General features: G+C 67.6%; 22 protein-coding genes, 1 other RNA gene and 1 pseudogene. 17 read left to right on the top strand and 7 right to left on the bottom strand.

The window, feature by feature from the left end; translation table 11 throughout:
* Nucleotides 1-461: 461 nt before the first annotated feature.
* The 12 genes from B0684_RS02535 (at nt 462) to B0684_RS13855 (ending at nt 13,698) form a co-directional block, all read left to right on the top strand.
* Nucleotides 462-1,766 carry a CmpA/NrtA family ABC transporter substrate-binding protein gene (locus B0684_RS02535; protein ID WP_018167928.1) on the top strand — a complete coding sequence of 435 codons (1,305 nt, stop codon included), beginning with the start codon at nt 462-464 and terminating at the stop codon, nt 1,764-1,766.
* 48 nt (nt 1,767-1,814) lie between these two features.
* On the top strand, nt 1,815-2,753 hold the full coding sequence (ntrB, locus tag B0684_RS02540) for a nitrate ABC transporter permease (RefSeq protein ID WP_018167927.1): 939 nt from the start codon (nt 1,815-1,817) through the stop codon (nt 2,751-2,753).
* Between the two features lie 25 nt (nt 2,754-2,778).
* Nucleotides 2,779-3,579, top strand: a complete 801-nt coding sequence (locus B0684_RS02545) for an ABC transporter ATP-binding protein (RefSeq protein WP_018650404.1) — start codon at nt 2,779-2,781, stop codon at nt 3,577-3,579.
* Nucleotides 3,579-6,068 (top strand): nitrite reductase large subunit NirB, encoded by a 2,490-nt coding sequence (gene nirB / locus B0684_RS02550; protein ID WP_018650403.1) that lies wholly within the window; start codon nt 3,579-3,581, stop codon nt 6,066-6,068. The genes B0684_RS02545 and nirB overlap by 1 nt, the downstream gene beginning before the upstream one ends.
* Nucleotides 6,065-6,427 carry a nitrite reductase small subunit NirD gene (gene nirD / locus B0684_RS02555; protein WP_018167925.1) on the top strand — a complete coding sequence of 121 codons (363 nt, stop codon included), beginning with the start codon at nt 6,065-6,067 and terminating at the stop codon, nt 6,425-6,427. Before nirB ends, nirD begins: the two co-directional genes overlap by 4 nt.
* A gap of 1 nt (nt 6,428) precedes the next feature.
* Nucleotides 6,429-9,119 (top strand): nitrate reductase, encoded by a 2,691-nt coding sequence (locus B0684_RS02560; protein ID WP_018650402.1) that lies wholly within the window; start codon nt 6,429-6,431, stop codon nt 9,117-9,119.
* A gap of 2 nt (nt 9,120-9,121) precedes the next feature.
* Complete coding sequence (cysG, locus tag B0684_RS02565) at nt 9,122-10,576, top strand: siroheme synthase CysG (protein ID WP_018167923.1); 1,455 nt, start codon at nt 9,122-9,124, stop codon at nt 10,574-10,576.
* Nucleotides 10,573-11,424, top strand: coding sequence for a uroporphyrinogen-III synthase (locus tag B0684_RS02570; RefSeq protein WP_018167922.1), 852 nt, complete (start codon nt 10,573-10,575; stop codon nt 11,422-11,424). Before cysG ends, B0684_RS02570 begins: the two co-directional genes overlap by 4 nt.
* Nucleotides 11,425-11,483: 59 nt before the next feature.
* The gene (locus B0684_RS02575) at nt 11,484-12,425 is read left to right on the top strand and encodes an aldo/keto reductase (protein ID WP_018176474.1); all 942 of its coding nucleotides are present in this window, start codon (nt 11,484-11,486) and stop codon (nt 12,423-12,425) included.
* Between the two features lie 36 nt (nt 12,426-12,461).
* Nucleotides 12,462-13,130: a DUF6064 family protein gene (locus B0684_RS02580; RefSeq protein ID WP_018650401.1), complete on the top strand. Its 669-nt coding sequence runs from the start codon at nt 12,462-12,464 to the stop codon at nt 13,128-13,130.
* A gap of 70 nt (nt 13,131-13,200) precedes the next feature.
* Nucleotides 13,201-13,473 carry a cupin domain-containing protein gene (locus B0684_RS02585; RefSeq protein ID WP_018167919.1) on the top strand — a complete coding sequence of 91 codons (273 nt, stop codon included), beginning with the start codon at nt 13,201-13,203 and terminating at the stop codon, nt 13,471-13,473.
* 75 nt (nt 13,474-13,548) lie between these two features.
* Nucleotides 13,549-13,698, top strand: a complete 150-nt coding sequence (locus B0684_RS13855) for a hypothetical protein (protein ID WP_018176472.1) — start codon at nt 13,549-13,551, stop codon at nt 13,696-13,698.
* Here the strand turns inward: B0684_RS13855 and B0684_RS14070 are convergent.
* Nucleotides 13,699-13,893: pseudogene (locus B0684_RS14070) on the bottom strand (hypothetical protein); the annotation flags it as partial.
* Between the two features lie 90 nt (nt 13,894-13,983).
* On the opposite strand from B0684_RS14070, the gene B0684_RS02590 reads away from it, so the two are divergent.
* Together B0684_RS02590 and B0684_RS02595 are read left to right on the top strand one after the other, a co-directional pair.
* Nucleotides 13,984-14,112, top strand: coding sequence for a type II toxin-antitoxin system RelE/ParE family toxin (locus tag B0684_RS02590; protein ID WP_018176471.1), 129 nt, complete (start codon nt 13,984-13,986; stop codon nt 14,110-14,112).
* 19 nt (nt 14,113-14,131) lie between these two features.
* Nucleotides 14,132-14,410, top strand: a complete 279-nt coding sequence (locus B0684_RS02595; RefSeq protein WP_018176470.1) for a HigA family addiction module antitoxin — start codon at nt 14,132-14,134, stop codon at nt 14,408-14,410.
* Nucleotides 14,411-14,512: 102 nt separating this feature from the next.
* On the opposite strand, the gene B0684_RS02600 is transcribed toward B0684_RS02595, so the two are convergent.
* The 6 genes from B0684_RS02600 to B0684_RS02625 form a co-directional block, all read right to left on the bottom strand.
* Nucleotides 14,513-15,190 carry a glutathione S-transferase family protein gene (locus B0684_RS02600; protein ID WP_018176469.1) on the bottom strand — a complete coding sequence of 226 codons (678 nt, stop codon included), beginning with the start codon at nt 15,188-15,190 and terminating at the stop codon, nt 14,513-14,515.
* Nucleotides 15,191-15,194: 4 nt separating this feature from the next.
* Nucleotides 15,195-15,659 (bottom strand): EVE domain-containing protein, encoded by a 465-nt coding sequence (locus B0684_RS02605; RefSeq protein ID WP_018176468.1) that lies wholly within the window; start codon nt 15,657-15,659, stop codon nt 15,195-15,197.
* A 31-nt stretch (nt 15,660-15,690) separates the two neighbouring features.
* Nucleotides 15,691-16,338: a 5-formyltetrahydrofolate cyclo-ligase gene (locus tag B0684_RS02610; protein WP_018167914.1), complete on the bottom strand. Its 648-nt coding sequence runs from the start codon at nt 16,336-16,338 to the stop codon at nt 15,691-15,693.
* A 30-nt stretch (nt 16,339-16,368) separates the two neighbouring features.
* Nucleotides 16,369-16,554, bottom strand: a non-coding RNA gene (gene ssrS / locus B0684_RS02615) — 6S RNA.
* Nucleotides 16,555-16,628: 74 nt separating this feature from the next.
* Nucleotides 16,629-17,063: a rhodanese-like domain-containing protein gene (locus tag B0684_RS02620; RefSeq protein ID WP_018167913.1), complete on the bottom strand. Its 435-nt coding sequence runs from the start codon at nt 17,061-17,063 to the stop codon at nt 16,629-16,631.
* 45 nt (nt 17,064-17,108) lie between these two features.
* The gene (locus B0684_RS02625) at nt 17,109-17,615 is read right to left on the bottom strand and encodes a GlcG/HbpS family heme-binding protein (protein ID WP_018167912.1); all 507 of its coding nucleotides are present in this window, start codon (nt 17,613-17,615) and stop codon (nt 17,109-17,111) included.
* A 148-nt stretch (nt 17,616-17,763) separates the two neighbouring features.
* On the opposite strand from B0684_RS02625, the gene aroC reads away from it, so the two are divergent.
* The 3 genes from aroC to dapB all read left to right on the top strand — a co-directional run bounded on the left by aroC (nt 17,764) and on the right by dapB (nt 20,941).
* On the top strand, nt 17,764-18,867 hold the full coding sequence (gene aroC / locus B0684_RS02630; protein ID WP_018167911.1) for a chorismate synthase: 1,104 nt from the start codon (nt 17,764-17,766) through the stop codon (nt 18,865-18,867).
* A 44-nt stretch (nt 18,868-18,911) separates the two neighbouring features.
* Nucleotides 18,912-20,075: an MFS transporter gene (locus tag B0684_RS02635; protein WP_018167910.1), complete on the top strand. Its 1,164-nt coding sequence runs from the start codon at nt 18,912-18,914 to the stop codon at nt 20,073-20,075.
* Between the two features lie 71 nt (nt 20,076-20,146).
* Nucleotides 20,147-20,941 (top strand): 4-hydroxy-tetrahydrodipicolinate reductase, encoded by a 795-nt coding sequence (gene dapB / locus B0684_RS02640; RefSeq protein ID WP_018146247.1) that lies wholly within the window; start codon nt 20,147-20,149, stop codon nt 20,939-20,941.
* Nucleotides 20,942-21,159: the final 218 nt, after the last annotated feature.

Genomic DNA, 21,159 nt, shown 5'->3' on the forward strand with positions numbered 1-21,159 from the left:
CCGCCTTGGCGGCGAAGCCCCTGCCAAAGTCCGGCGCGGGCAGGGGCTTCGCCGCCAAGGCGGCTCCTACGGCGGGTTAGGTCGCCCTCTGGCAGCGCACTATTGCAGGTCAACTGCACCGCAAGTGCGCCCCAGGCTGGTGCCTTAGGGATCGGCTTCCGGACTTCGGGCTTCCCGCAAGCGTTCGACCCGGTGTTCGAAACCATCCGATTTTTCCGCGCCACGTGGCGATTGTTTCCCGCAGGGTCGCCTAGCAACGGCTAATTGGCACACCTCCTGCAGGAGTATGGGCAAGACGAGCCAACGGCGGTTCGTCGCCTGACAACAGGGAGACCCGATGACCGGGGCTCCCGTGAGACTGGACAAAGGCGTCCATCACCCGGCTGCACAAGCGGCCGGGCTGATGCGACGCCTTTTTTCGTTTTTGGGATGTGTTTGCTGACAAGGGGAGTGAACCCGTAATGACCGATCAAACGAACGACACGAAGAACACCTCCGGCCTGTCGCGCCGGCGTTTCCTGGGCGGCATGGCCGCCGGAATCGGCGCCACGGCAATGGGCCTTTCGGGCGCGGCGCCCTGGGGCTATGCGAAGGCCGGCAATGGCAAGCCGGAGACCACCGAGGCGAAGCTCGGCTTCATCGCGCTGACGGATGCCGCACCGCTGTTCATTGCATTGGAGAAGGGCTTTTTCGCCGCTCACGGCATGCCCGATGTGCAGGTGCTGAAGCAGTCCTCCTGGGGCACGGTGCGCGACAACCTGGATCTGGGGTCGCAACGCGGCGGAATCGATGGCTCGCACATCCTCACGCCAATGCCCTACCTGATCCATCGCCGGGGCACGCCGATGACGATCCTCGCGCGACTGAACCTGGCCGGGCAGTGCATCTCGGTCGGGGACGAGTACGCGGACCTGAAGGTCGGCACCGACACCACGGAGTTCAAGGGCGCCCTGGCCGAGAAGGCCGCCGGCGGTGACGACATTCGTGCGGCGATGACCTTCCCGGGCGGGACCCATGATCTGTGGATCCGCTACTGGATGGCCGCCGGCGGGATCGATCCGGACCGCGACATCGCCACCATCGTGGTCCCGCCGGCGCAGATGGTTGCCAACATGCGCGTCGGGTCCATGGACACCTTTTGTGTCTGCGAGCCGTGGAACATGCAGCTGATCAATCAGGGCATCGGCTACACCGCCAACACCACCGGCGAACTGTGGCACAACCACCCGGAGAAGGCGCTGGGCATGCGTGCCGACTGGGTGGAGGCTCATCCGAACGCGGCGCGCGCCCTGACCATGGCGGTGATGGAGGCGCAGATGTACTGCGAGGACCCGGTGAACAAGGAGGAGGTCGCCGAGATCTGCTCGCGCCGGCGCTACATCCACGCCCCGTACGGCGACATCATCGACCGCATGCAGGGGAACTTCGACTACGGCACCGGACGCGTGGTCGAGGATCACCCCGACCAGATGCGCTACTGGAAGGACCAGGCCTCCTACCCGTTCAAGAGCCACGACTTGTGGTTCCTCACCGAGGACATCCGCTGGGGCTATCTGCCGCCGGACCTGGACATGCCGGCGCTGGTGGACGAGGTGAACCGCGAGGACATCTGGCGCGAGGCCGCCGAGGCGCTCGGCATCGACGGCGCCGACATCCCCGAGTCCACCTCGCGCGGCAAGGAAACGTTCTTCGACGGCAAGGTCTTCGACCCGGAGAACCCGCAGGCCTATCTCGACAGCCTGGACATCAAGGCGCTCGCGTCCTGACGCGTTGCCCGACTGACCCCCGAACAAACGATTCAAGAGGATTTCGCGATGAGTGCCATTCTCGACCGCACCCTGACCTTTGGCTCCGGGCGCGAACGCCCGGCGGCCGACGCGTCGCCCACCCGGCCCGTGGCCCGGAAGGCCACCACCATTGCGGCCAGGCCCCAGCCGCGCCCCGGGGCAGATCCCGGGGCCTGGGCCCGGCGCCTGCGCAATACTGCCGCGGTCGTGGTGCCGCCGGTGGTCGTCACGGCGCTTTTTTTGCTTATCTGGGAGATGATGGCGTCCTCCCCGGGAGCCGTGTTGCCCGCCCCGAGCCAGGTGATTACCGACACCTGGGAACTGATCGTCAATCCCTTCTATGACTACGGCGGTAACGACGTCGGCATGGCCTGGCAGTTGCTGGCCAGCCTGGAGCGCGTGGCCTACGGCTATGCGCTGGCGGTAGTCGCCGGTATCGGCCTGGGCGTGCTGGTGGGCCAGTCCACCTGGGCGATGCGCGGACTCGACCCGCTGTTCCAGGTCCTGCGTACCGTGCCGCCTCTGGCCTGGCTGCCGATCTCGCTGGCCGCGTTCCAGGCCAGCAATCCGTCGGCGATCTTCGTGATCTTCATCACCGCGATCTGGCCGATCATCATCAACACCTCCGTCGGTATCCGGAATATCTCGCAGGACTACGTGAACGTGGCCCGCGTGCTGCGCCTGAACGGCTTCGAGTACTTCACCAAGATCATGCTCCCGGCCGCCGCGCCGTATGTCTTTTCCGGTTTGCGCATCGGGATCGGTCTCGCCTGGCTGGCGATCGTGGCCGCCGAGATGCTGATCGGTGGTGTTGGCATCGGCTTCTTTATCTGGGATGCCTGGAACGCCTCCATGCTCAGCGACATCGTGCTCGCGCTCGTCTACGTCGGCCTGGTCGGGTTCTTCCTCGACCGTCTGGTTGCCATCGTCGGCAACTGGGTTACCCGTGGCACGCAGGCCGGCTGAGCCGGCCCCTTACAGGAGAAACATCATGACCAGCTATCTCTCCATCGAACACGTCCACAAGACCTTTGGCGAAGGGCCTTCGGCTACCGAGGTGCTGCGCGACGTCGACCTGCACGTGGAACGCGGCGAGTTCATCTCCATCATCGGCCACTCCGGCTGCGGCAAGTCGACGGTGCTCAACATCGTCGCCGGGTTGCTGGAGACCAGCACCGGCGCGGTGATCCTGGACGGGCGTGAAGTCAGCAAGCCGGGACCGGATCGCAGCGTGGTGTTCCAGAACCACTCGCTGCTGCCCTGGCTGACGGTGCGCGACAACGTCGCCCTGGCGGTGGACAAGACCTTCAAGGGCACCAAGTCGGCGGCCGAGCGTCGCGAGTGGATCCTGCAGACGCTGGAGATGGTCGGCATGGGCCACGCACTCGACAAGCGCCCGGACGAAATCTCCGGAGGCATGAAGCAGCGTGTCGGCATCGCCCGGGCACTGGCGATGGAGCCGAAGGTACTGCTGATGGACGAGCCGTTCGGTGCGCTGGACGCGCTGACCCGGGCCCACCTGCAGGATGAGGTGATGCGCATCCAGTCGGATCTGGGCAACACCGTGCTGATGGTCACCCACGACGTGGACGAGGCCGTGCTGCTGTCCGACCGCATCGTGATGATGACCAACGGCCCGGCCGCGACCATCGGCGAGATCCTGGAGATTGACCTGCCCAAACCGCGCGAGCGTCTGGCGATGGCCGACAACCCGCAGTACAACCACTACCGGGCCGAAGTCCTGCGCTTCCTCCACGAGCGTCACAAGAACCCGGAAGCGGAGGCTGCGTAATGAACACGTCAAACGACAAGCCGCGGCTGGTCCTGATCGGCAACGGCATGGCCGGGATGCGCACGGTCGAGGAGCTGCTGAAGCTCAAGCCCGACATGTACGACATCACCGTGTTCGGCGCCGAGCCCTGGGGCAACTACAACCGCATCATGCTCTCGCCGGTGCTGGCCTCGGAGAAGACCGTCGACGAGATCATGCTGAACGACGATGCCTGGTATGCCGAGCACGGGATCACCCTGCACAAGGGCAAGCGCGTCGAGCGGATCGACCGCGTCGGTCGTCGGGTGATCGCCGAGGACGGCACCGAGGCGCCGTATGACCGGCTGCTGCTGGCGACCGGCTCGGATCCGGTGATGATCCCGATTCCGGGTGCCGATCTCGACGGCGTGGTGGGCTTTCGCGACATCCACGATGTCGACGCGATGCTGGCCTCCAGCCGTGAGCATCGGCGAGCGGTGGTCATCGGCGGTGGCCTGCTGGGGCTGGAGGCCGCGAACGGCCTGATGCGCCAGGGCATGGACGTGACCGTGGTGCATCTGATGGATCACCTGATGGAGCGCCAGCTGGACCCTGCGGCGTCCGGCATGCTGCGCGCCTCGCTGGAGGAGCGCGGCATGGACTTTCGCATGGCGCACCAGACCCAGGCGATCCTCGGGGACGAGCGGGTCACCGGCGTGCGCTTTGCCGATGGCAGTGAGGTACACACCGATCTGGTGGTGATGGCGGTCGGCATCCGCCCGAATACCGCGCTGGCCGAGTCCGCCGGGCTGCACTGTGAGCGCGGTGTGGTAGTGAACGACACGATGCAGACGTATGACCCGGCGATCTACGCGGTCGGGGAGTGCGTGCAGCATCGCGGCACGACCTATGGCCTGGTCGCGCCGCTGTGGGAACAGGCCAAGGTCTGCGCCAATCACCTCGCGGAGTACGGCATTGGGCGCTACGAGGGCTCGATGACCTCGACCAAGCTCAAGGTGACCGGGATCGACCTGTTCTCCGCCGGCGACTTCACCGGTGACGAGACCACCGAGGATCTGGTGTTCCAGGACGCCGCGCGCGGCGTCTACAAGCGCCTGGTGCTGAAGGACAATCGCATCCAGGGCGCGGTGCTCTACGGCGACACCCTGGATGGCTCCTGGTACTTCCAGTTGATGCGCGATGGCACGCCGGTCGCCGATATCCGCGAGAACCTGCTGTTCGGCCAGGCGCATATCGGCGACTCCGGCCACGGCGACGAGGCCTCGCGCGTGGCGGCGATGCCGGACAACGCCGAGATCTGCGGCTGCAACGGTGTGTGCAAGGGGGATATCGTCCAGGCGATCAGCGAGCACAAGCTGTTCACGCTGGAGGACGTTCGCGCCCACACCAAGGCCTCGAACTCCTGCGGTTCCTGCACCGGACTGGTCGAGTCGCTGCTGGCGACCACGCTGGGCGGTGACTACTCCGACGCCCCGGCGAAAAAGCCTGTCTGCGCCTGCACCGACCACAGTCACGACGAAGTCCGCGCGGCGATCGCCCGCGACGGCCTGAAGACGATGGACGCGGTATTCGCGGCGCTCGACTGGAAGACCCCGAACGGCTGTCACGTCTGCCGCCCGGCGCTCAACTACTACCTGCTGGCGGCCTGGCCGAAGGAGTACCAGGACGACGCGCAGTCGCGCTTCATCAACGAGCGCGCCCACGGCAACATCCAGAAGGACGGGACCTACTCGGTGATCCCGCGCATCTGGGGCGGGGTGACCACGCCGGCCGAGCTGCGCGCGATCGCCGAGGTGGCCGAGCGCTACGAGGTGCCCACGGTCAAGTTCACCGGTGGTCAGCGCATCGACCTGCTGGGCGTGGAAAAGAGCGATCTGCCAGCCATGTGGCGCGATCTCGGCCAGGCCGGGTTCGTCTCCGGCCATGCCTACGGCAAGGCCCTGCGTACGGTGAAGACCTGTGTTGGCTCCGAGTGGTGCCGTTTCGGCACCCAGGACTCCACCGGTCTCGGCATCCAGCTGGAACGGATGAGCTGGGGATCGTGGACGCCGCACAAGTTCAAGATGGCCGTCTCCGGCTGCCCGCGTAACTGCGCCGAGGCGACGATCAAGGACCTTGGCGTGGTCTGCGTGGACTCCGGCTACGAGCTGCACGTCGGCGGTAACGGCGGGGTGAAGGTCCGCGCGACCGACTTCCTCTGCAAGGTGGAGACCGAGGCCGAGGTGCTCGAATACGCCGGGGCCTTCATGCAGCTCTACCGCGAAAGCGCCCGCTACCTGGAGCGCACCGCGCCCTGGATCGAGCGTGTCGGGCTGACGCAGGTGAAGGAACGCCTGGTGGACGACGCCGAGAACCGTGCCGCGCTGTACGCCCGCTTCCTTCAGTCGCAGGAGGTGGCGCAGGTGGATCCCTGGGCCGAGCGGGCCGCCGGCCATGCGGCGCATGAGTTCATCCCCATCCGGCCGGCGGATGGCACGCCGGGGACCCCGCGTCCGGAGGTGTCGGCATGAGCTGGACCGCGATCTGCCATCTCGACGAGATCCCGCCGCTGGGCGCGCGGGTCGTTGCTGGCCCCAACGGCGATATCGCCGTGTTCCGAACCGCGGACGACCGCGTCTTCGCCCTGCGCGACCAGTGCCCGCATAAGGGTGGGCCGTTGTCGCAGGGCATCGTCCACGGCGAACGTGTGACCTGTCCACTGCACAACTGGGTGATCGACCTGCCGTCCGGCGCGGCCACGGGCGCGGATTCGGGCTGCACACATGCCTTCCCGGTCCGCGTGACCGAGGGCCAGGTGTGGCTGGACCTGGCCGCCTCCGCCACCGATTCGGACGCGGCGCCGGTGGTTGACTGCCGCGAGGCGGGCTGAGATGGCCACATCCGACGCCGTGACCCGCACCACCTGCCCTTATTGCGGGGTGGGCTGCGGCGTGGAGGTGACCGCGACGCCGGGAGCCGAGTTTCCGGTGGAGGTGCGCGGCGACTCCTCCCATCCGGCGAACGCCGGGCGCCTGTGTTCCAAGGGCGCGGCGCTGGCCGAGACACTGGGGGACGAGGGGCGGCTGTTGCATCCGGAGATCGAGGGCGCGCGCGTCGACTGGGATACGGCGCTGGATCATGTCGCGGGCGGCTTTCGCGACGTGATCGACCGGTATGGGCCCGACGCGGTGGCGCTGTACGTCTCCGGGCAGATTCTGACCGAGGACTACTTTGTTGCCAACAAGCTGATGAAGGGCTTCGTCGGCTCGGCCAACATCGACACCAACTCGCGGCTTTGCATGTCCACGGCCGTGGCCGCACACACCCGCGCCTTCGGCATGGATGGCGTGCCGGGCAGCTACACCGACTTCGAACAGGCGGACCTGGTCGTGGTGGTCGGTTCGAACATGGCGTGGGCGCATCCGGTGCTGTTCCAGCGCCTGCAGGCCGCCCGCGCGGCGCGCCCGGAGATGAAGCTGGTGGTGATCGATCCGCGGCGCACGGCCACTGCCCAGGCGGCCGATCTGCACCTGCCGCTGGCGCCGGGCACGGATGCCTGGTTGTTCAACGGCCTGCTGGATCACCTGCGCCGCGAGGATGCGCTGGACCCGGCATTCCTGGAACGCCACGTCGATGGCTTCGCCGACGCCCTGGCGGCAGCCCGCGCCTCCAGTCCGTCGATTGCCGTGACCGCTGAGGCCTGCGAACTGGATCCCGAGGCGGTGGCCACCTTCTTCCGCTGGTTCGCGCGAACGGAGCGGACGGTTACCGCGTTCTGCCAGGGCATCAACCAGTCCGACAGCGGCGTGGACAAGGCCGGGACGATCCTCAACGTGCATCTGGCCAGCGGGCGCATCGGGCGCCCGGGCATGGGCCCGTTTTCGCTGACCGGTCAGCCCAATGCGATGGGTGGGCGCGAGGTTGGCGGACTCGCCAGCCAGTTGGCCGCGCACATGGGCTTCGACGAAATGTCCCTGGATCGCGTAAGCCGCTTCTGGAATGCACCGAATCTCGCCCGCAAGCCGGGGCTCAAGGCGCTGGATCTGTTCCGCGCGGTTGAATCGGGGCAGGTGAAGGCGATCTGGATCATCGGCACCAACCCCTTGTTCAGCCTGCCCGAAGCCGAACGCTTCGAGCGGGCCCTGCGCGACTGCCCGCTGGTCGTGGTCTCCGACTGCGTGCACGAGACCGAGACGACCCGCGTGGCCGACGTGCTGTTGCCGGCGACCACCTGGGGCGAGAAGGACGGCACGGTGACCAATTCCGAGCGGCGCATCTCGCGCCAGCGCCCGTTCCGGGAACCCCCGGGCGAGGCGCGTCACGACTGGTGGGCGTTGGCCGAGGTCGCCCGCCGCCTGGGCTTTGCCGAGGCCTTCCCCTATACGCAACCGGTGGAGATTTTCCGCGAGCATGCGGCCCTGTCCGCGTTCGAAAACGAGGGCAGGCGTGACTTCGACATCGGCGCGCTGGCAGATCTTTCGGCCGCCGGGTACGACGTCCTGGAGCCCGTGCAGTGGCCGCTCCCGGCTGGCAGCGAGATCGGGACCACGCATCTGTTCGGGGACGGGCGCTTCTTCACCCCCAGCGGCCGTGCGCACCTCGTGGCCGTCGATCCGCGCGCACCCACCGACTCGATCGACGCCGAGTACCCCCTGCGCCTGAACACCGGGCGCATCCGCGACCAGTGGCACAGCATGACCCGCACCGCGCGGACGCCGCGCCTGAGCGCGCATCAGTCGGAGCCGTTCGTCGAGATCCATCCGGTAGATGCCGGGCTGTTTCGTGTGCAGGCGGGTGATCTGGCCGCGGTGACCAGCCGTCACGGGCACCTGCTGGCGCGGGTGCAGGTGAGCCGCGAGCAACGCCCCGGCAGCGTGTTCGTGCCGATGCACTGGAGCCGGCCGATCGCGCGGCTGGCGCGGGTGGATGCCCTGGTGCCCGCGCATGTCGATCCGGTCTCCGGGCAGCCGGCGTTCAAGCACACGGCCGTCTCGGTGCGCCCGGCGGCGATGGGCTGGCACGGCTTCGTGCTGAGCCGCGAGCCGGTGAGTCTCCCGGAGGCCGACTACGCGGTGACCGCGCGCGGGCCGCGGCATCTGCGCTTTGAACTGGCCGGGCGTGGCGCGCCACCCGAGATCGCCGACTGGCGGGCACGGCTGGACGGCCCCGGCGAGTGGCTGGAGTTCGCCGACCCGGCGGGTGGTCGCTACCGCGCCGCGCGTATTCACGAGGGCCGGCTTGCCTGCGTGCTGTTCGCGGGTCCCGACCGCGGCCTGCCCGAGCGCGAATGGCTGGGCGGTCTGTTCGCGGCCGAGTCGATCACCGATGACGAACGCATGGCCCTGCTCACGGGGTGTCCGCCGAACGGCCAGGCCGCACGCGGGCGCATGGTCTGCGCCTGCTTCGGCGTGGACGAGACGCGCATCCGCACGGCGATTCGCGAGCAGGGGCTGGCGAGCTGCGAGGCCGTGGGTGCCTGCCTCGAGGCCGGCACCAACTGCGGCTCCTGCCGCCCCGAGATCCAGACCCTGTTGAATGAAGAATCCGAGGCGCCCACGGATCCCGTGGCGCGGGAGGGATGAGCATGGAACACCTGCCGATCTATATGCAGTTGCACGGCCGCCAGGCCCTGGTGGTCGGGGGCGGTCCGGTGGCCGCGCGCAAGGCGGCGCTGCTGCTGGAGGCCGGGGCGCGGGTGCGCCTGCGAGCCCCTGACTACAGTGATGCCGCCGAGCGCTTGTTGCGCGAGCACCCGGAGTCGATCACCCGCGAGCCGGGTACCTACCGAACCGAGTACCTGGGGCAGGTGGCGATCGTGATCGCCGCGACCGACAACGAGCAGGTTAACCGCCAGGTCTCGGAGGACTGTGTTGCGCGCTCGATCCCGGTGAACGTGGCGGACCAGCTCGAGCTTTGCAGCTTCATCCTGCCGGCCATCGTCGAACGCGGCCCGCTGACCATCGCGATCGGCTCCGGTGGCCGTGCCCCGGTGCTGGTGCGTCTGCTGCGCGCGAAGATCGAGAGCCTGATTCCGTCCGGCTATGGGCGCCTGGCGGATCTCGCCGGTCGCCTGCGCGACCGGGTGCGCGCCCATTTCGACAGTGTGAACGCGCGGCGGGCCTTCTGGGAGCGTGCGTTTGCCGGGCCGGCCACCGAGCTGGCGCTGGCCGGACGTATGGATGCGGCCGCAGAGCGTCTGGAACAGGAATTGAATGAAGCGGATGCCGCCACGCCGGGCGAGGTCTATCTGATCGGCGCCGGGCCGGGTGATCCGGACCTGCTGACCTTCCGCGCGTTGCGTCTGTTGCAGCAGGCGGACGTGGTCGTCTACGACCGCCTGGTGTCCTCGGAGGTGGTGAACCTGGCCCGGCGCGAGGCCGAGCGCTTCTATGTCGGCAAGGAGCGCGATCATCACTGCGTGCCGCAGGAGGCGATCAGCGAACTGCTCTCGCGGCTGGCGCGCGAGGGCAAGCGCGTGGCGCGACTGAAGGGCGGCGACCCGTTCGTGTTCGGCCGCGGCGGCGAGGAGCTGGACGTGCTCGCCCGCGACGGCGTGGCCTATCAGGTGGTGCCCGGCATCACCGCGGCCAGTGGCTGTGCCGCCTATTCGGGCATCCCGCTAACCCACCGTGATCATGCCCAGTCCGTGCGCTTCATTACTGGCCATACCCGCGAGGGCCGGCTGGACGTGGACTGGTCGCAGCTGACGAACACCCGCGAGACGCTGGTGTTCTATATGGGCCGCAAGGGGCTGGGGGAGATCTGCCGGGGGCTCAAGGGTGCGGGCCGTGCCGGGCGGACCCCGGCCGCGATCATCGAGAACGGCACGACCGCCCGTCAGCGTGTCGTGACCGGCACGTTGGATACCCTGGCCGCCCGCGCCGAACGCGATCAGGTCGGCTCGCCCAGCCTGATCGTGATCGGCGAGGTCGCCGCCTGCCATCAGCGCCTGGACTGGTTCCGGCCGGATGCCGGGTCGGCCACGACGTTCCCGCAGCTGATGCCGGCATCCGGTGTCGTGACCGCGAGCGCGGCGTGAGCGGATTGGAGGATCGTACGCATGCGGTCTCTGGCGGGCTGGCCGGCGTCCGGGTCGCGCTCCCGGAGAGCCGTGCACTGGAGGTGTTTGCCGGGCTGCTGGAGCGGCGCGGGGCCGAGGTGTGGCGCTGCCCGCTGGTCGCCATCCACGACAGCCTCGACCAGGCGGCCATCGAGTCCTGGCTGGCAACCGCCATCGATGCCCCGTTCGATCGGCTGATCTTCCTGACGGGGGAGGGGTTTACTCGGCTGACCGGCTTTGCTCGGCGCGCCGGGTGCGAGGCTACCTGGCTGACGGCCGTGGCCGGAACCCCGACGCTGGTACGGGGCCCCAAACCCGGCCGCGCGATGAAACCGTTCGGTGTGCGGCCCGATGCGGTGGCGGCGGCACCGACCACCGAAGGGATCATCCAGACCCTGTCCGCTCAGGACCTGCACGGACAACGTATCGGTGTGCAGCTCTACGGTGCGGAGCCCAACCGCCGCCTGCTGGATTTCCTGAGGGCGGCGGGCGCGGAGGTGTTCCTGGTCTGGCCCTACCGCTACGCGGATGCCGCCGAGACGGGGCGTGTGAGCGAGCTGATTGCAGCCCTGATCGCAGGAGAGGTGGATGCGATCGCCTTTACCAGCCAGGCCCAGGTCCGGCGTCTGCTGCGGGTCGGCCAGGCCGAGGATCGTCAGGATGCATTGCGGGAGGCGTTGCGGCGCACCATCGTCGCGGCGATTGGCCCCGTGGTGGCGGATGAACTGCACGCTCACGGTATTACCCCCACCGTGGTACCGGATGGTCGATACTTCATGAAACCGCTGGTCTCGGCGCTGGCCCGGCACCTGCAGGCCGTCGCATAGGGAACTTGTGGCGCGGCCGGATGGCCCACGGATGGAGTCTTCTTCGGTGATCACCTGCCATGAAACATCCATCCCCGCGGCGTTCACGCCGATCCTTCCTGCGCTGGATGGCCGGGTCCGCGGTGGCGGCCGGGGCCGGGTGGCCCCTTGTCGGTGGGACCGCCGAGGGGCGTGAGCCGCAGCGCAAGCCGATCCCGTCTTCCGGGGAGGAGATCCCGGTGATCGGGATGGGGACGTGGATTACCTTCAACGTGCCGGAGGATCCGGAAGCGCTGGCGGTGCGTACCCGCATCCTGGATACCTTTGTCCGCCGTGGCGGCGGGATGATCGACTCCTCGCCGATGTACGGGCGCGCGGAGGCGGTGGTCGGTCACGGCCTGCGCGAACTGGGCCATCCGGAGGGTGTGTTCTCGGCGACCAAGATCTGGACGCGCAGCACCTCGACCGGCCGCGACCAGCATTCGGAGTCGCGGGATCTGTGGGGTGTCGACACCCTGGACCTGCAGCAGGTGCACAACCTGCAGAACTGGGAGGCGCACCTGGAAACCCTGCGCGAGCGCCGTGAGGCGGGGGAGGTTCGCTATATCGGTGTGACCACCTCGCACGGGCGGCGCCACGACGAGCTGGAGCGCATCCTGCGGCGCGAGGACCTGGACTTCGTGCAGCTGACCTACAACGTCCTGGATCGCGAAGCGGAACAGCGCCTGTTGCCGCTGGCGCGGGAACGCGGGGTGGCGGTGATCGCGAACCGCCCGTTTCGGCGCAAGGCGCTGATCAACCAGTTCGCGGGGCATCCGCTGCCGGACTGGGCGGCGGAGATCGAATGCGAGAACTGGCCGCAGTTCCTGCTCAAGTTCATCGTCTCGCACCCGGACGTGACCTGTGCGATCCCCGCGACCTCGGTGGTGGCGCACATGGAGGAGAACATGGGCGCGCTGTACGGCCCCATGCCGGACGCCGGAATGCGCAGCCGCATGGTCGCGTACGTGCAGGACCTGTAGGGTTGGCCTCCGAATCCTTGCGACCGGGGAGCCGACATGCTGCCGTTTGAGGCCTCGACCTGGCTGGCGATCCTGGGCCAGTACAACACCGCGATCTGGCCCCTGCACGGGATCGGCGCACTGCTCGCACTGGTGGCTGTGGGGCTGGTGGTTCCGGGTTCGCGTGCGGCTGGCCGTGTCATTGGCCTGTTGCTGGGCGTGCTGTGGATCTGGACCGGGGTGGCCTTCTTCGGCGGTTCGCTGGCGCCGTTCCACTTCGCCGCCGAATGGCTGGCCGGAGTGTTCGTGGCCCAGGGCCTGATGCTGGTGTTCGCGCTGACCCTGATGGGCCAGGCCCGCTTCGGCTGGCCCGGCCGGCTGGGGGGAGGGGCCGCGATGGTGCTGATCGCCCATGCCTTCGTGGGGTACCCACTTCTGGACGCCGCGCTGGCCGAAACGCCCTGGACGCAGCTGCAATATGTCGGCGTGGTCCCGGGACCGGTGATGCTGCTGACCCTGGGGATGCTTTTGCTGGTGCCGTCGCGTCCGCCCCTGGTGCTGGCGATCATCCCGCTGCTGTGGGCGCTGGTCACCGGCTACATGGCCTGGGGCCTTGGCCAGTGGCTGGAATTCCTGCCGGCCGCCCTCGGCGTGGGGGCGTTCGTGCTCCTGCTGCTGCGGCGCTTCGGAGGTGCGGCTCGGGCAGGCCCGCGCCCGGGTGTTTGACCGGGCCGCCGGTTGGTCTGCGAACGCGTTGGGTTTAGGCTCGCGTGCTCTCGGTATTGAGGAGGCTGTCATGTCCATCGAAGTGATTCATCGCCCGGACCACGACCACCTGGAACGCCTGGGGGTGTTCGACTGGCCGGTCTGGGAGAAGGAGATCTCGACCTTCCCCTGGCACTACGACGAGCGCGAGGTCTGCTACATCCTGGAAGGCCAGGTCACGGTGACCCCGGACGGCGGCGAGCCGGTCACGGTCGGCGAGGGCGACCTGGTCACCTTCCCCGAGGGCATGGACTGCACCTGGGAGATCCACCGCGACATCCGCAAGCACTACCGCTTTGGCTGAGCCGCTTGTCAGTGGATTGCATTGACCACCGTAACGTTACGGATTACAGTCGAAGTTGCGTGCCAAGGAAGGCCGATGATCAGGAAGATTCGTCACAAGGGACTAAAACGCTTGTATGCGAGCGGCGATCGCCGTGGGTTGCCGGCGGACCATGTGGAAGACCTGGAAGACATTCTCGCGCTGCTGGATGCAGCGACCCATCCCGGACAGCTAGGGAAACACTGATCAATGTACACGCTCGCGTTGGCACCCCAGGTTTTCCGAGACAAGGCGCGTCGTGCAGCGGGTAGTGGTTCTACCCGCCAGCGGCGCAACGCAGGATCGGGGAACCTGGGGTGCCAACCTCACAAGCCATTGAATGCAAGGGGCTCGGTCGCTTTTGCGCGCGCACGGCGTTGCGGTTCCCTTGTGCAGAGTGACTGCACGGCAGTCGCCGCGCCTTGTTCGCGCGCAAAAGCGACTCGAGCGCGAGTGTGTACATTGATCAGTGTTTCCCTAGATCTCCCGGGCATGGATTTTCATCCGCTGCGTGGGGATCGCGCCGGCTTTTTCTCGGTGCATGTGAACGGCAACTGGGTCGTCACCTTCCCTTTCAGTGGCGACGATGCGGATCAGGTGGATTATGAAGATTACCACTGACCTTCAGGAAGACGCGGCGATGCGGAACCCGCCCCACCCCGGGCGGATCCTGCGCCGGCGTGTGCTGCCGGGGCTGGGTCTTTCGGTGACGGAGTTTGCGCAGCATCTGGGGATGTCCCGCAACGCGGTCTCGCGTGTTCTCAACGAACACGCCGCCATTTCACCGGATTTTGCGGTGCGTCTGGAGAGTGGGGGAATCGGCGAGGCACGCCACTGGCTCACGATGCAGACCAACTACGATCTGGCCCGGGCCGCGGCTCGGGACGAGAATCATATCCGGCGCTTTGCGGCGGCCTGATCGTTGCTGCTCCTTTCGTCGATGTAGCAAGCAGTCCAGTGGGAGCGTGCCTGCGCCAGCGCCTACCGCCGTTTCGCGGCCAAGGCCGCTCCCACATGGTCTTCAGCGGGCGAGCCAGTGGGTGTTGAGGGGGGTGTTGAAGGTCTCCTCGACGCGGCGGAGGTAGTAGAGCATGTCGACCGGCAGGTTGATGCCGTCGTGCATTTGTAGCGGGTAGAGGTCGGCGGCGATCACGCAGTCGGCGATCGACGGGTGGCCGAGGTAGAAGCGGTTGGCGGCCAGGTGCTTGGCCAGTTCCGGCAGGTGGCTCAGCTTGGCGAGCTGGTTGTAGCCGTCGTAGCGGTCGTTGGCCAGCTCCTCCAGCGACAGGCCGAAGCGGTGCTGCACATGCGCCTTGAAATCGGCCAGGGCCTCGGCGCTCTCGCCGATGCCGTGAAAGCCCGGCGCCAGCGGGGCGTAGAGCCGGTCCAGCACGATCTCCACCTTGGCGCGCCAGTCCACCAGGGCCTGCCAGGCGTCCTCGGTGATGACGCCGTCGGAGAGTGGCTCGCCGGTCGGGAACAGGTGGTCGATATCGCGCAGTGCCGTGACCGTGTCGGTGTGCAGCGTACCGTCGTCGGTTTGCAGGATCGGGGACTGGCGGGCCACGCCCAGTTCGAAGAAGGTCTCGTCGTCGAACCAGTCCAGCGCGCGGGTCTCCAGCGCGACACCCTTGTAGCCGCAGGCCAGGCGCAGGCGGTCGGCCTTCGCATCGTGCGGGAAGTGGTAGAGCGTGGCCACGCGGTTACTTCCCGCGCTGGGCGTGGCTCAGGATGAAGTCCCACTGGTCCTGGGTGATGGGCATTACCGACAACCGGTTGCCGCGGCGCACCAGCGGGCAGTCCTCGAGCTGCGGCTGCTGCTTCAGCCAGTCGAGGGTGATGATGTCGCCGAATTTTTCCTCGAAGGCGACGTCCACGCGCAGCCAGCGCGGGTTGTCCGGGTCGCTCTTTGGGTCGTAGTGCGGGTCTTCGGGGTCGAAGGCGCAGGTGTCCGGATAGGCCTCTTTCTCGATGCGCAGGATGCCGACGATGCCCGGCGGCTTGGCGTTGGAGTGGTAGAAGAAGGCGAGATCGCCTTTCTTCATCTCGTCGCGCATCATGTTGCGCACCTGGTAGTTGCGGATGCCGTCCCACGGCTCCACGCCGACGCGTTCCAGGTCGTCGATGCTGAACTCGTCGGGCTCGGACTTCATCAGCCAGTAGGCCATGCGGGCTCCTCGTGCCAAATAAGGGGTGTGGTCAGGTGTGCGTATTGTGCCGCGCGCGGTCTGGCAGCGCATGCCAGCCCTGCTCGGTGACGACGCCATCCAGCGGGACGTCCCAGGGGCGAGTCGGCAGCGCCGGGACGCCCTGCAGCGAGTGGGCCACGCCAATCAGCTTCGGCCGGCGCATGCCGAAGCGACGCCGGGCGAAGTAGCGGTCGTAGTAGCCCGCACCCATGCCCATGCGGTTGCCGGCGGTGTCAAAGGCCACCAGCGGCATCAGCACCACCTGCATCTCGCGGCGCCAAATGCGTGGGGCGTCCGGACAGGGTTCGGCGATACCGAAGCCGTTGTGGCACAGCGCATCGCCCGGGGCCCAGGTGTGGAAATGCATGTGCCCGGGGCGTTTGTCGTCCATCACCGGCAGGGCGATGCGTGTGCCGCGCCGGGCCAGGGCGACAGTCAGTGGGGTCAGGTCGACCTCGCCGCGCAGGCCGCGATAGGCGCCGACACAATGCGGCTTCCAGCGCTCGAACCAGCGCAGCAGATGTCCGCAAATGGCGGCAGAGTGGTGGTCGAGCTGGGCATCCGACAAAGCCGCCCGCGCGCGGCGCAGGCGCAGACGCAGGGCACGCAGATCGTCGGGCGATAGCGAATCTTGAACGGAGTCGGTTTCCGCAGACATAAAGGAAATCGGGATCAATAAAGAAGTGGACGCGCCCCGCAGGCGCCGGCGTGGCCCTTGACCTTGAACCTAGGGCTCAGGTGGGAGAAGTCTCCGGATCTTTAGGCTTTCCGCTCGAAGACGGACATGCACAGCGAAACGGAAGTACTCGGTCCCGTGGTGAAAAATTAAGGCTCAAGGGTACCACCGGGCCACAATCGAACGCCGCAGTGACGCGTCCGAGTTCATTATGAACCAAACCCCCCGGGGTGCGCGCAACCCCCGTGGCTGTAGGGGATCCGTCGCGGGCCTCAGCACTGCTCCCAGGGCAGGCCGTGGTAGCGCCAGCCACCCCGAGTGGAGCGCTTGTGGTTCTCGTCCAGCGGTCCTTCGAAGCCTTCGTCCACCGAGAAGACATGCTCGATGCCGGCGTCCACCAGGGCCTGCCCGGCGTCCAGCGTGCGCTTGCCGCTGCGGCAGATCAGGTACAGGGCCGGTGCTTCTTCGCTGTGATCGCTGACGCCGCCCAGCAGCAGCTTGCGCACCTGGGGCACGAACTGTGGGTTCACGGTCCAGTCGGGTTCGTCGATCCACGGGATGTGGATGGAGCCGGTCGGATGGCCGACGAACAGATACTCCATGGTTGAGCGGACGTCGATCAGCAGGTCGCGCGGGCGTGCCTGCAGACGCTCGTAGGTCTCCACCGGCGAGATGCGTTTCGGGGCGGGGCGGGGGGTGTCGGTCATGGTGTTTTCCTGGGGGCGGGCGCCGTTCCCTGGCACCCGCAATGCTTACATGGCGAAGTCGAGGCGTTCCTGGACCCGGTCGATCCCGGCCTGGGCGCATTCCTCGTCGAGATCGCCGCCGGGCGCACCGGACACGCCGACCGCTCCGAGCATGCTGCCGGCCGCTTCGATTGGCAGGCCGCCGGCCAGCATGATGATGCCATCCACGTGGTTCATCTCCATGCGGATGTCTTCGCGGTTGTCGCGGAAGTTGGCGGAGGTGGTGCCGGACATGGTCACGGCCCGGGCCTTGTCGCCGGCAATCTGGATGGTCTGCACGCCGGCCATGCGGTCGCGCAGGACCACTTGGTCGTTGCCGGCGCGATCAACCACGACCACCGCGGTCTGGTGGCCCATTTCGCGGCAGGCCTCGACGGCGCCCATGGCGATGTCGTTGGCCAGTTCCAGGGTCATGAAGCGCTGGGTATAGACATCGGCCTGGGCGCTGCTGGCGAGGCCGAGGCACAGGGCCGCGGCGGTGCCGGTCACCAGGCGGGTCAGGGAATTCGTCATGGGTTCCTCCTTTCTGGTTATGGGTGCTGCACGTCGATCATGGCAGATAGGGGACGTGGTTGCCGAGCGTGCCATTCCGCCCGTCGCCGACCGGCCGCTGGGTGGGGGAACAGGCGACAGGCGGGCATGGCGCGGCTACACTACGCGCATGTCGGGAAACAGCTTTGGGCGACTGTTCGTCGTCAGTACCTTTGGTGAAAGTCACGGGCCGGCCCTGGGCGCGGTGGTGGACGGTTGTCCGCCCGGTCTGGAGCTTTGCGAGGCGGATCTGCAGTTTGACCTGGATCGCCGCCGGCCGGGCCAGTCGCGCCACACCACCCAGCGTCGCGAGCCGGATCAGGTCCGTATTCTGTCGGGGGTGTTCGAGGGGAGTACCACGGGTACGCCGATCGGGCTGCTGATCGAGAACGTCGATCAGCGCTCCAAGGATTACGGCGACATCCAGGACCGCTTCCGCCCGGGGCATGCGGACTACACCTATCACCAGAAATACGGCGTGCGTGATTACCGCGGCGGCGGGCGCAGTTCTGCGCGCGAGACCGCGCTGCGGGTAGCGGCCGGCGGCATCGCGCGGCGCTATCTCGAGCAGCGCTACGGGATCACCATCCGCGGTTGGTTGTCGCAGCTCGGCCCGATCGAGCTGGAGCCGAAGCAGCCGGAGATCGCGAACGACAACCCGTTCTTCTCCCCGGATCCGGACAAGGTCGTGGAACTGGAGGAGTACATGGACGCCCTGCGCAAGTCGGGCGATTCCATCGGGGCACGGGTGACGGTCGAGGCGACCGGGGTGCCGGCTGGCTGGGGCGAGCCGGTGTTCGACCGCCTGGACGCCGACCTGGCGCACGCGCTGATGAGCATCAACGCGGTGAAGGGCGTGGAGATCGGCGCGGGTTTCGAATCCGTGACCCAGCGCGGCACCGAGCACCGCGACGAGATCACCCCCGAGGGCTTTCTGTCCAACCACGCCGGCGGCGTGCTGGGCGGGATCAGCACCGGTCAGGCGGTGCAGGCCAGCATTGCCATGAAGCCGACGTCCAGCATCCGTCTGCCCGGGCGCAGCATCAACACCGCCGGCGAGCCGGTGGAGGTGGTCACCAAGGGGCGGCACGACCCCTGCGTGGGCATCCGCGCGACCCCGATCGCCGAGGCGATGATGGCGCTGGTGCTGATGGACCACGCCCTGCGTCACCGTGCGCAGAACGCCGATGTCCCGGACTCGGGGCTGGAGCTGCGCGACCATCCCGGCGAATGACGCGGCCTTCGGCCGTGTCGTCCTGATCGTGTAGCGGTCCCCTCATGGCAGTGACGCAGAACGCGCGCCTGTCCGCGGTCTACTTCTTCTACTTCGCCAGCCTCGGCGCCTTCATGCCGTTCTGGGGGCCGTACCTCTCCGAGGAGGGGTTCAGCGGCGCCCAGATCGGCGAGCTGATGGCGATCGTGCTGGCGACCAAGATCATTGCGCCCAACGTCTGGGGCTGGCTCGCGGATCGTGCCGGCGCGCACATGCCGATCGCCCGCTGGGGTGCGTTGGGCGGGGCGGTCGCCTTCACCGGCGTGCTGCTGTACACCGGGTACTGGTGGCTCGCGGTGGTGATGGCCGCCTACAGTTTCTTCTGGAACGCGATCCTGCCGCAGTTCGAGGCCACCACCATGCGGTCGCTGGGGCGGGACGCGCATCGGTATGCGCTGGTCCGGCTGTGGGGCTCGGTCGGCTTCATCGTGGCGGTTGCGGTGCTGGGCTGGGCCTTCGACCGGATCGCCGTGGCCTGGCTGCCGTGGATCGTGCTGGCGGTGCTGATCGCGGTGGTGGTGGCGTCGCAGTTCGTGCGCGAGCCGGCGCGCAACCTCGACGAGGACAATAACGCCCCGCCCCTGCTAACCGTGCTGCGCCGCCCCGAGGTGATCGCGTTGTTTGTGGCCTGCTTCTTCATGCAAGCGAGCCACGGGCCGTACTACGCCTTCTTTACCCTGTACCTGGAACAGGCCGGCTACTCGCGCTCGGTGGCCGGGCAGCTGTGGGCACTGGGGGTGGCGGCCGAGGTGGTGCTGTTCCTGTTGATGCCGCGGCTGATCCTGCGTTTTGGGGCCTGGTTGCTGGTGTCGGCGGCGCTGGTGTTGACCACGCTGCGCTGGGGGCTGCTGGCGGCGGTCCCGGATTCGTTGCCGATGCTGCTGTTCATTCAGATCCTGCATGCGGCCAGCTACGGGGTGTACCACGCGGCGGCGATCTCGCTGATCCACTATTTCTTCCCCGGGCGGTTGCAGGGGCGCGGGCAGGCGCTGTATTCGTCGCTGGCCTTCGGGTTGGGCGGTGCCTCGGGATCCCTGGTGGCCGGCTATCTGTGGGATGGCATCAGCCCAGCCTCGGTGTATGTGTTCGCGGCGTTCCTGGCCGCGGCCGGGGTGATCGCCTCGGTGTATGGCGAATGGCGTTTCCGCACCCCGGTGCGAACCCTGTAACTGGCGTGCCGGGGCAAAGCTTCGTAGGGTGCGCGTAACCCGATGGACCGATAGCACTGGATGGAACAAAGATGATTCGAATTGCGATTGCGGGCGCCGGCGGGCGCATGGGCCAGAACCTGGTGCAGGCGGTGGACGAACACCCCGATGCCCAGCTGGGGGCGGCCAGTGAGCGCCCCGGCAGCGAGACCATCGGTCAGGCGGTGGGCGCGGAGGGCCGGGTGCGCCTGGTCGAGGATCTGGCGACGGTTACCGACGATTTCGATGTGCTGATCGATTTCACCTCGCCGCAGGCGACCATGCAGCACCTGGAGCTGTGTGCGAACGCCGGAAAGGCACTGGTGATCGGCACCACCGGGCTGGATGCGGAGCAGGAGCAGCGCTTGCAGGCGGCGGCAGGGGATCTGCCGATCGTCTATGCGCCGAACATGAGTGTCGGGGTCAATCTGACCTTCAAGCTGGTGGAGCTGGCCGCGCGGGCGCTGGGCGACAGCGTGGATGTGGAGATCCTGGAGGCCCATCACCGGCACAAGGTGGACGCGCCCTCCGGTACCGCGCTGAAGCTCGGGCGTGTGGTCGCGGAGACCCTGGGCCGCGATCTGGAGCAGGACGCCGTCTACGGGCGCGAGGGCCAGACCGGAGCCCGTGACCGGCGCACTATCGGTTTTGCCACGGTGCGCGGCGGCGACATCGTCGGCGAGCACACGACTCTGTTTGCGGGTGATGGCGAGCGTGTGGAGATTACCCACAAGGCCTCCAGTCGCACGGTGTTCGCCTCCGGTGCGGTGCGTGCGGCGGTCTGGCTGGCCGGCGCTGGCAATGGGCTGTTCGACATGCAGGATGTGCTGGGGCTGCGCGACCTCTAGCCGGTAGGGGCTGCGTTTGGCGAAGGCTAGGCCTGGTTCGTCATCCGGTGTTTACGGTGCCTTCGACCGGCCGACAGGCTTGTTGTGGCTGGCCCTGGTTCGGCATCGGGTGTTTACGGTGCTTTCGTCGAGCCGCCTGCCAGGCGCTGACTCGCCAGCGCGCCCCGAGTTACTTCTTTGCCCGTGCAAAGAAGTAACCAAGAAACACGCCCGACTGC

It is taken from the genome of Thioalkalivibrio versutus, from assembly GCF_001999325.1.
Lineage (GTDB): Bacteria > Pseudomonadota > Gammaproteobacteria > Ectothiorhodospirales > Ectothiorhodospiraceae > Thioalkalivibrio > Thioalkalivibrio versutus.

Bases quoted from the DNA above. Each gene is read 5' to 3' on its own strand.
- B0684_RS02535 (WP_018167928.1), top strand. From the start codon at position 462: ATGACCGATCAAACGAACGACACGAAGAACACCTCCGGCCTGTCGCGC.
- ntrB (WP_018167927.1), top strand. From the start codon at position 1,815: ATGAGTGCCATTCTCGACCGCACCCTGACCTTTGGCTCCGGGCGCGAA.
- B0684_RS02545 (WP_018650404.1), top strand. From the start codon at position 2,779: ATGACCAGCTATCTCTCCATCGAACACGTCCACAAGACCTTTGGCGAA.
- nirB (WP_018650403.1), top strand. From the start codon at position 3,579: ATGAACACGTCAAACGACAAGCCGCGGCTGGTCCTGATCGGCAACGGC.
- nirD (WP_018167925.1), top strand. From the start codon at position 6,065: ATGAGCTGGACCGCGATCTGCCATCTCGACGAGATCCCGCCGCTGGGC.
- B0684_RS02560 (WP_018650402.1), top strand. From the start codon at position 6,429: ATGGCCACATCCGACGCCGTGACCCGCACCACCTGCCCTTATTGCGGG.
- cysG (WP_018167923.1), top strand. From the start codon at position 9,122: ATGGAACACCTGCCGATCTATATGCAGTTGCACGGCCGCCAGGCCCTG.
- B0684_RS02575 (WP_018176474.1), top strand. From the start codon at position 11,484: ATGAAACATCCATCCCCGCGGCGTTCACGCCGATCCTTCCTGCGCTGG.
- B0684_RS02580 (WP_018650401.1), top strand. From the start codon at position 12,462: ATGCTGCCGTTTGAGGCCTCGACCTGGCTGGCGATCCTGGGCCAGTAC.
- B0684_RS02585 (WP_018167919.1), top strand. From the start codon at position 13,201: ATGTCCATCGAAGTGATTCATCGCCCGGACCACGACCACCTGGAACGC.
- B0684_RS13855 (WP_018176472.1), top strand. From the start codon at position 13,549: ATGATCAGGAAGATTCGTCACAAGGGACTAAAACGCTTGTATGCGAGC.
- B0684_RS02590 (WP_018176471.1), top strand. From the start codon at position 13,984: ATGGATTTTCATCCGCTGCGTGGGGATCGCGCCGGCTTTTTCTCGGTG.
- B0684_RS02595 (WP_018176470.1), top strand. From the start codon at position 14,132: ATGCGGAACCCGCCCCACCCCGGGCGGATCCTGCGCCGGCGTGTGCTG.
- B0684_RS02605 (WP_018176468.1), bottom strand. From the start codon at position 15,659: ATGGCCTACTGGCTGATGAAGTCCGAGCCCGACGAGTTCAGCATCGAC.
- B0684_RS02610 (WP_018167914.1), bottom strand. From the start codon at position 16,338: ATGTCTGCGGAAACCGACTCCGTTCAAGATTCGCTATCGCCCGACGAT.
- B0684_RS02620 (WP_018167913.1), bottom strand. From the start codon at position 17,063: ATGACCGACACCCCCCGCCCCGCCCCGAAACGCATCTCGCCGGTGGAG.
- B0684_RS02625 (WP_018167912.1), bottom strand. From the start codon at position 17,615: ATGACGAATTCCCTGACCCGCCTGGTGACCGGCACCGCCGCGGCCCTG.
- aroC (WP_018167911.1), top strand. From the start codon at position 17,764: ATGTCGGGAAACAGCTTTGGGCGACTGTTCGTCGTCAGTACCTTTGGT.
- B0684_RS02635 (WP_018167910.1), top strand. From the start codon at position 18,912: ATGGCAGTGACGCAGAACGCGCGCCTGTCCGCGGTCTACTTCTTCTAC.
- dapB (WP_018146247.1), top strand. From the start codon at position 20,147: ATGATTCGAATTGCGATTGCGGGCGCCGGCGGGCGCATGGGCCAGAAC.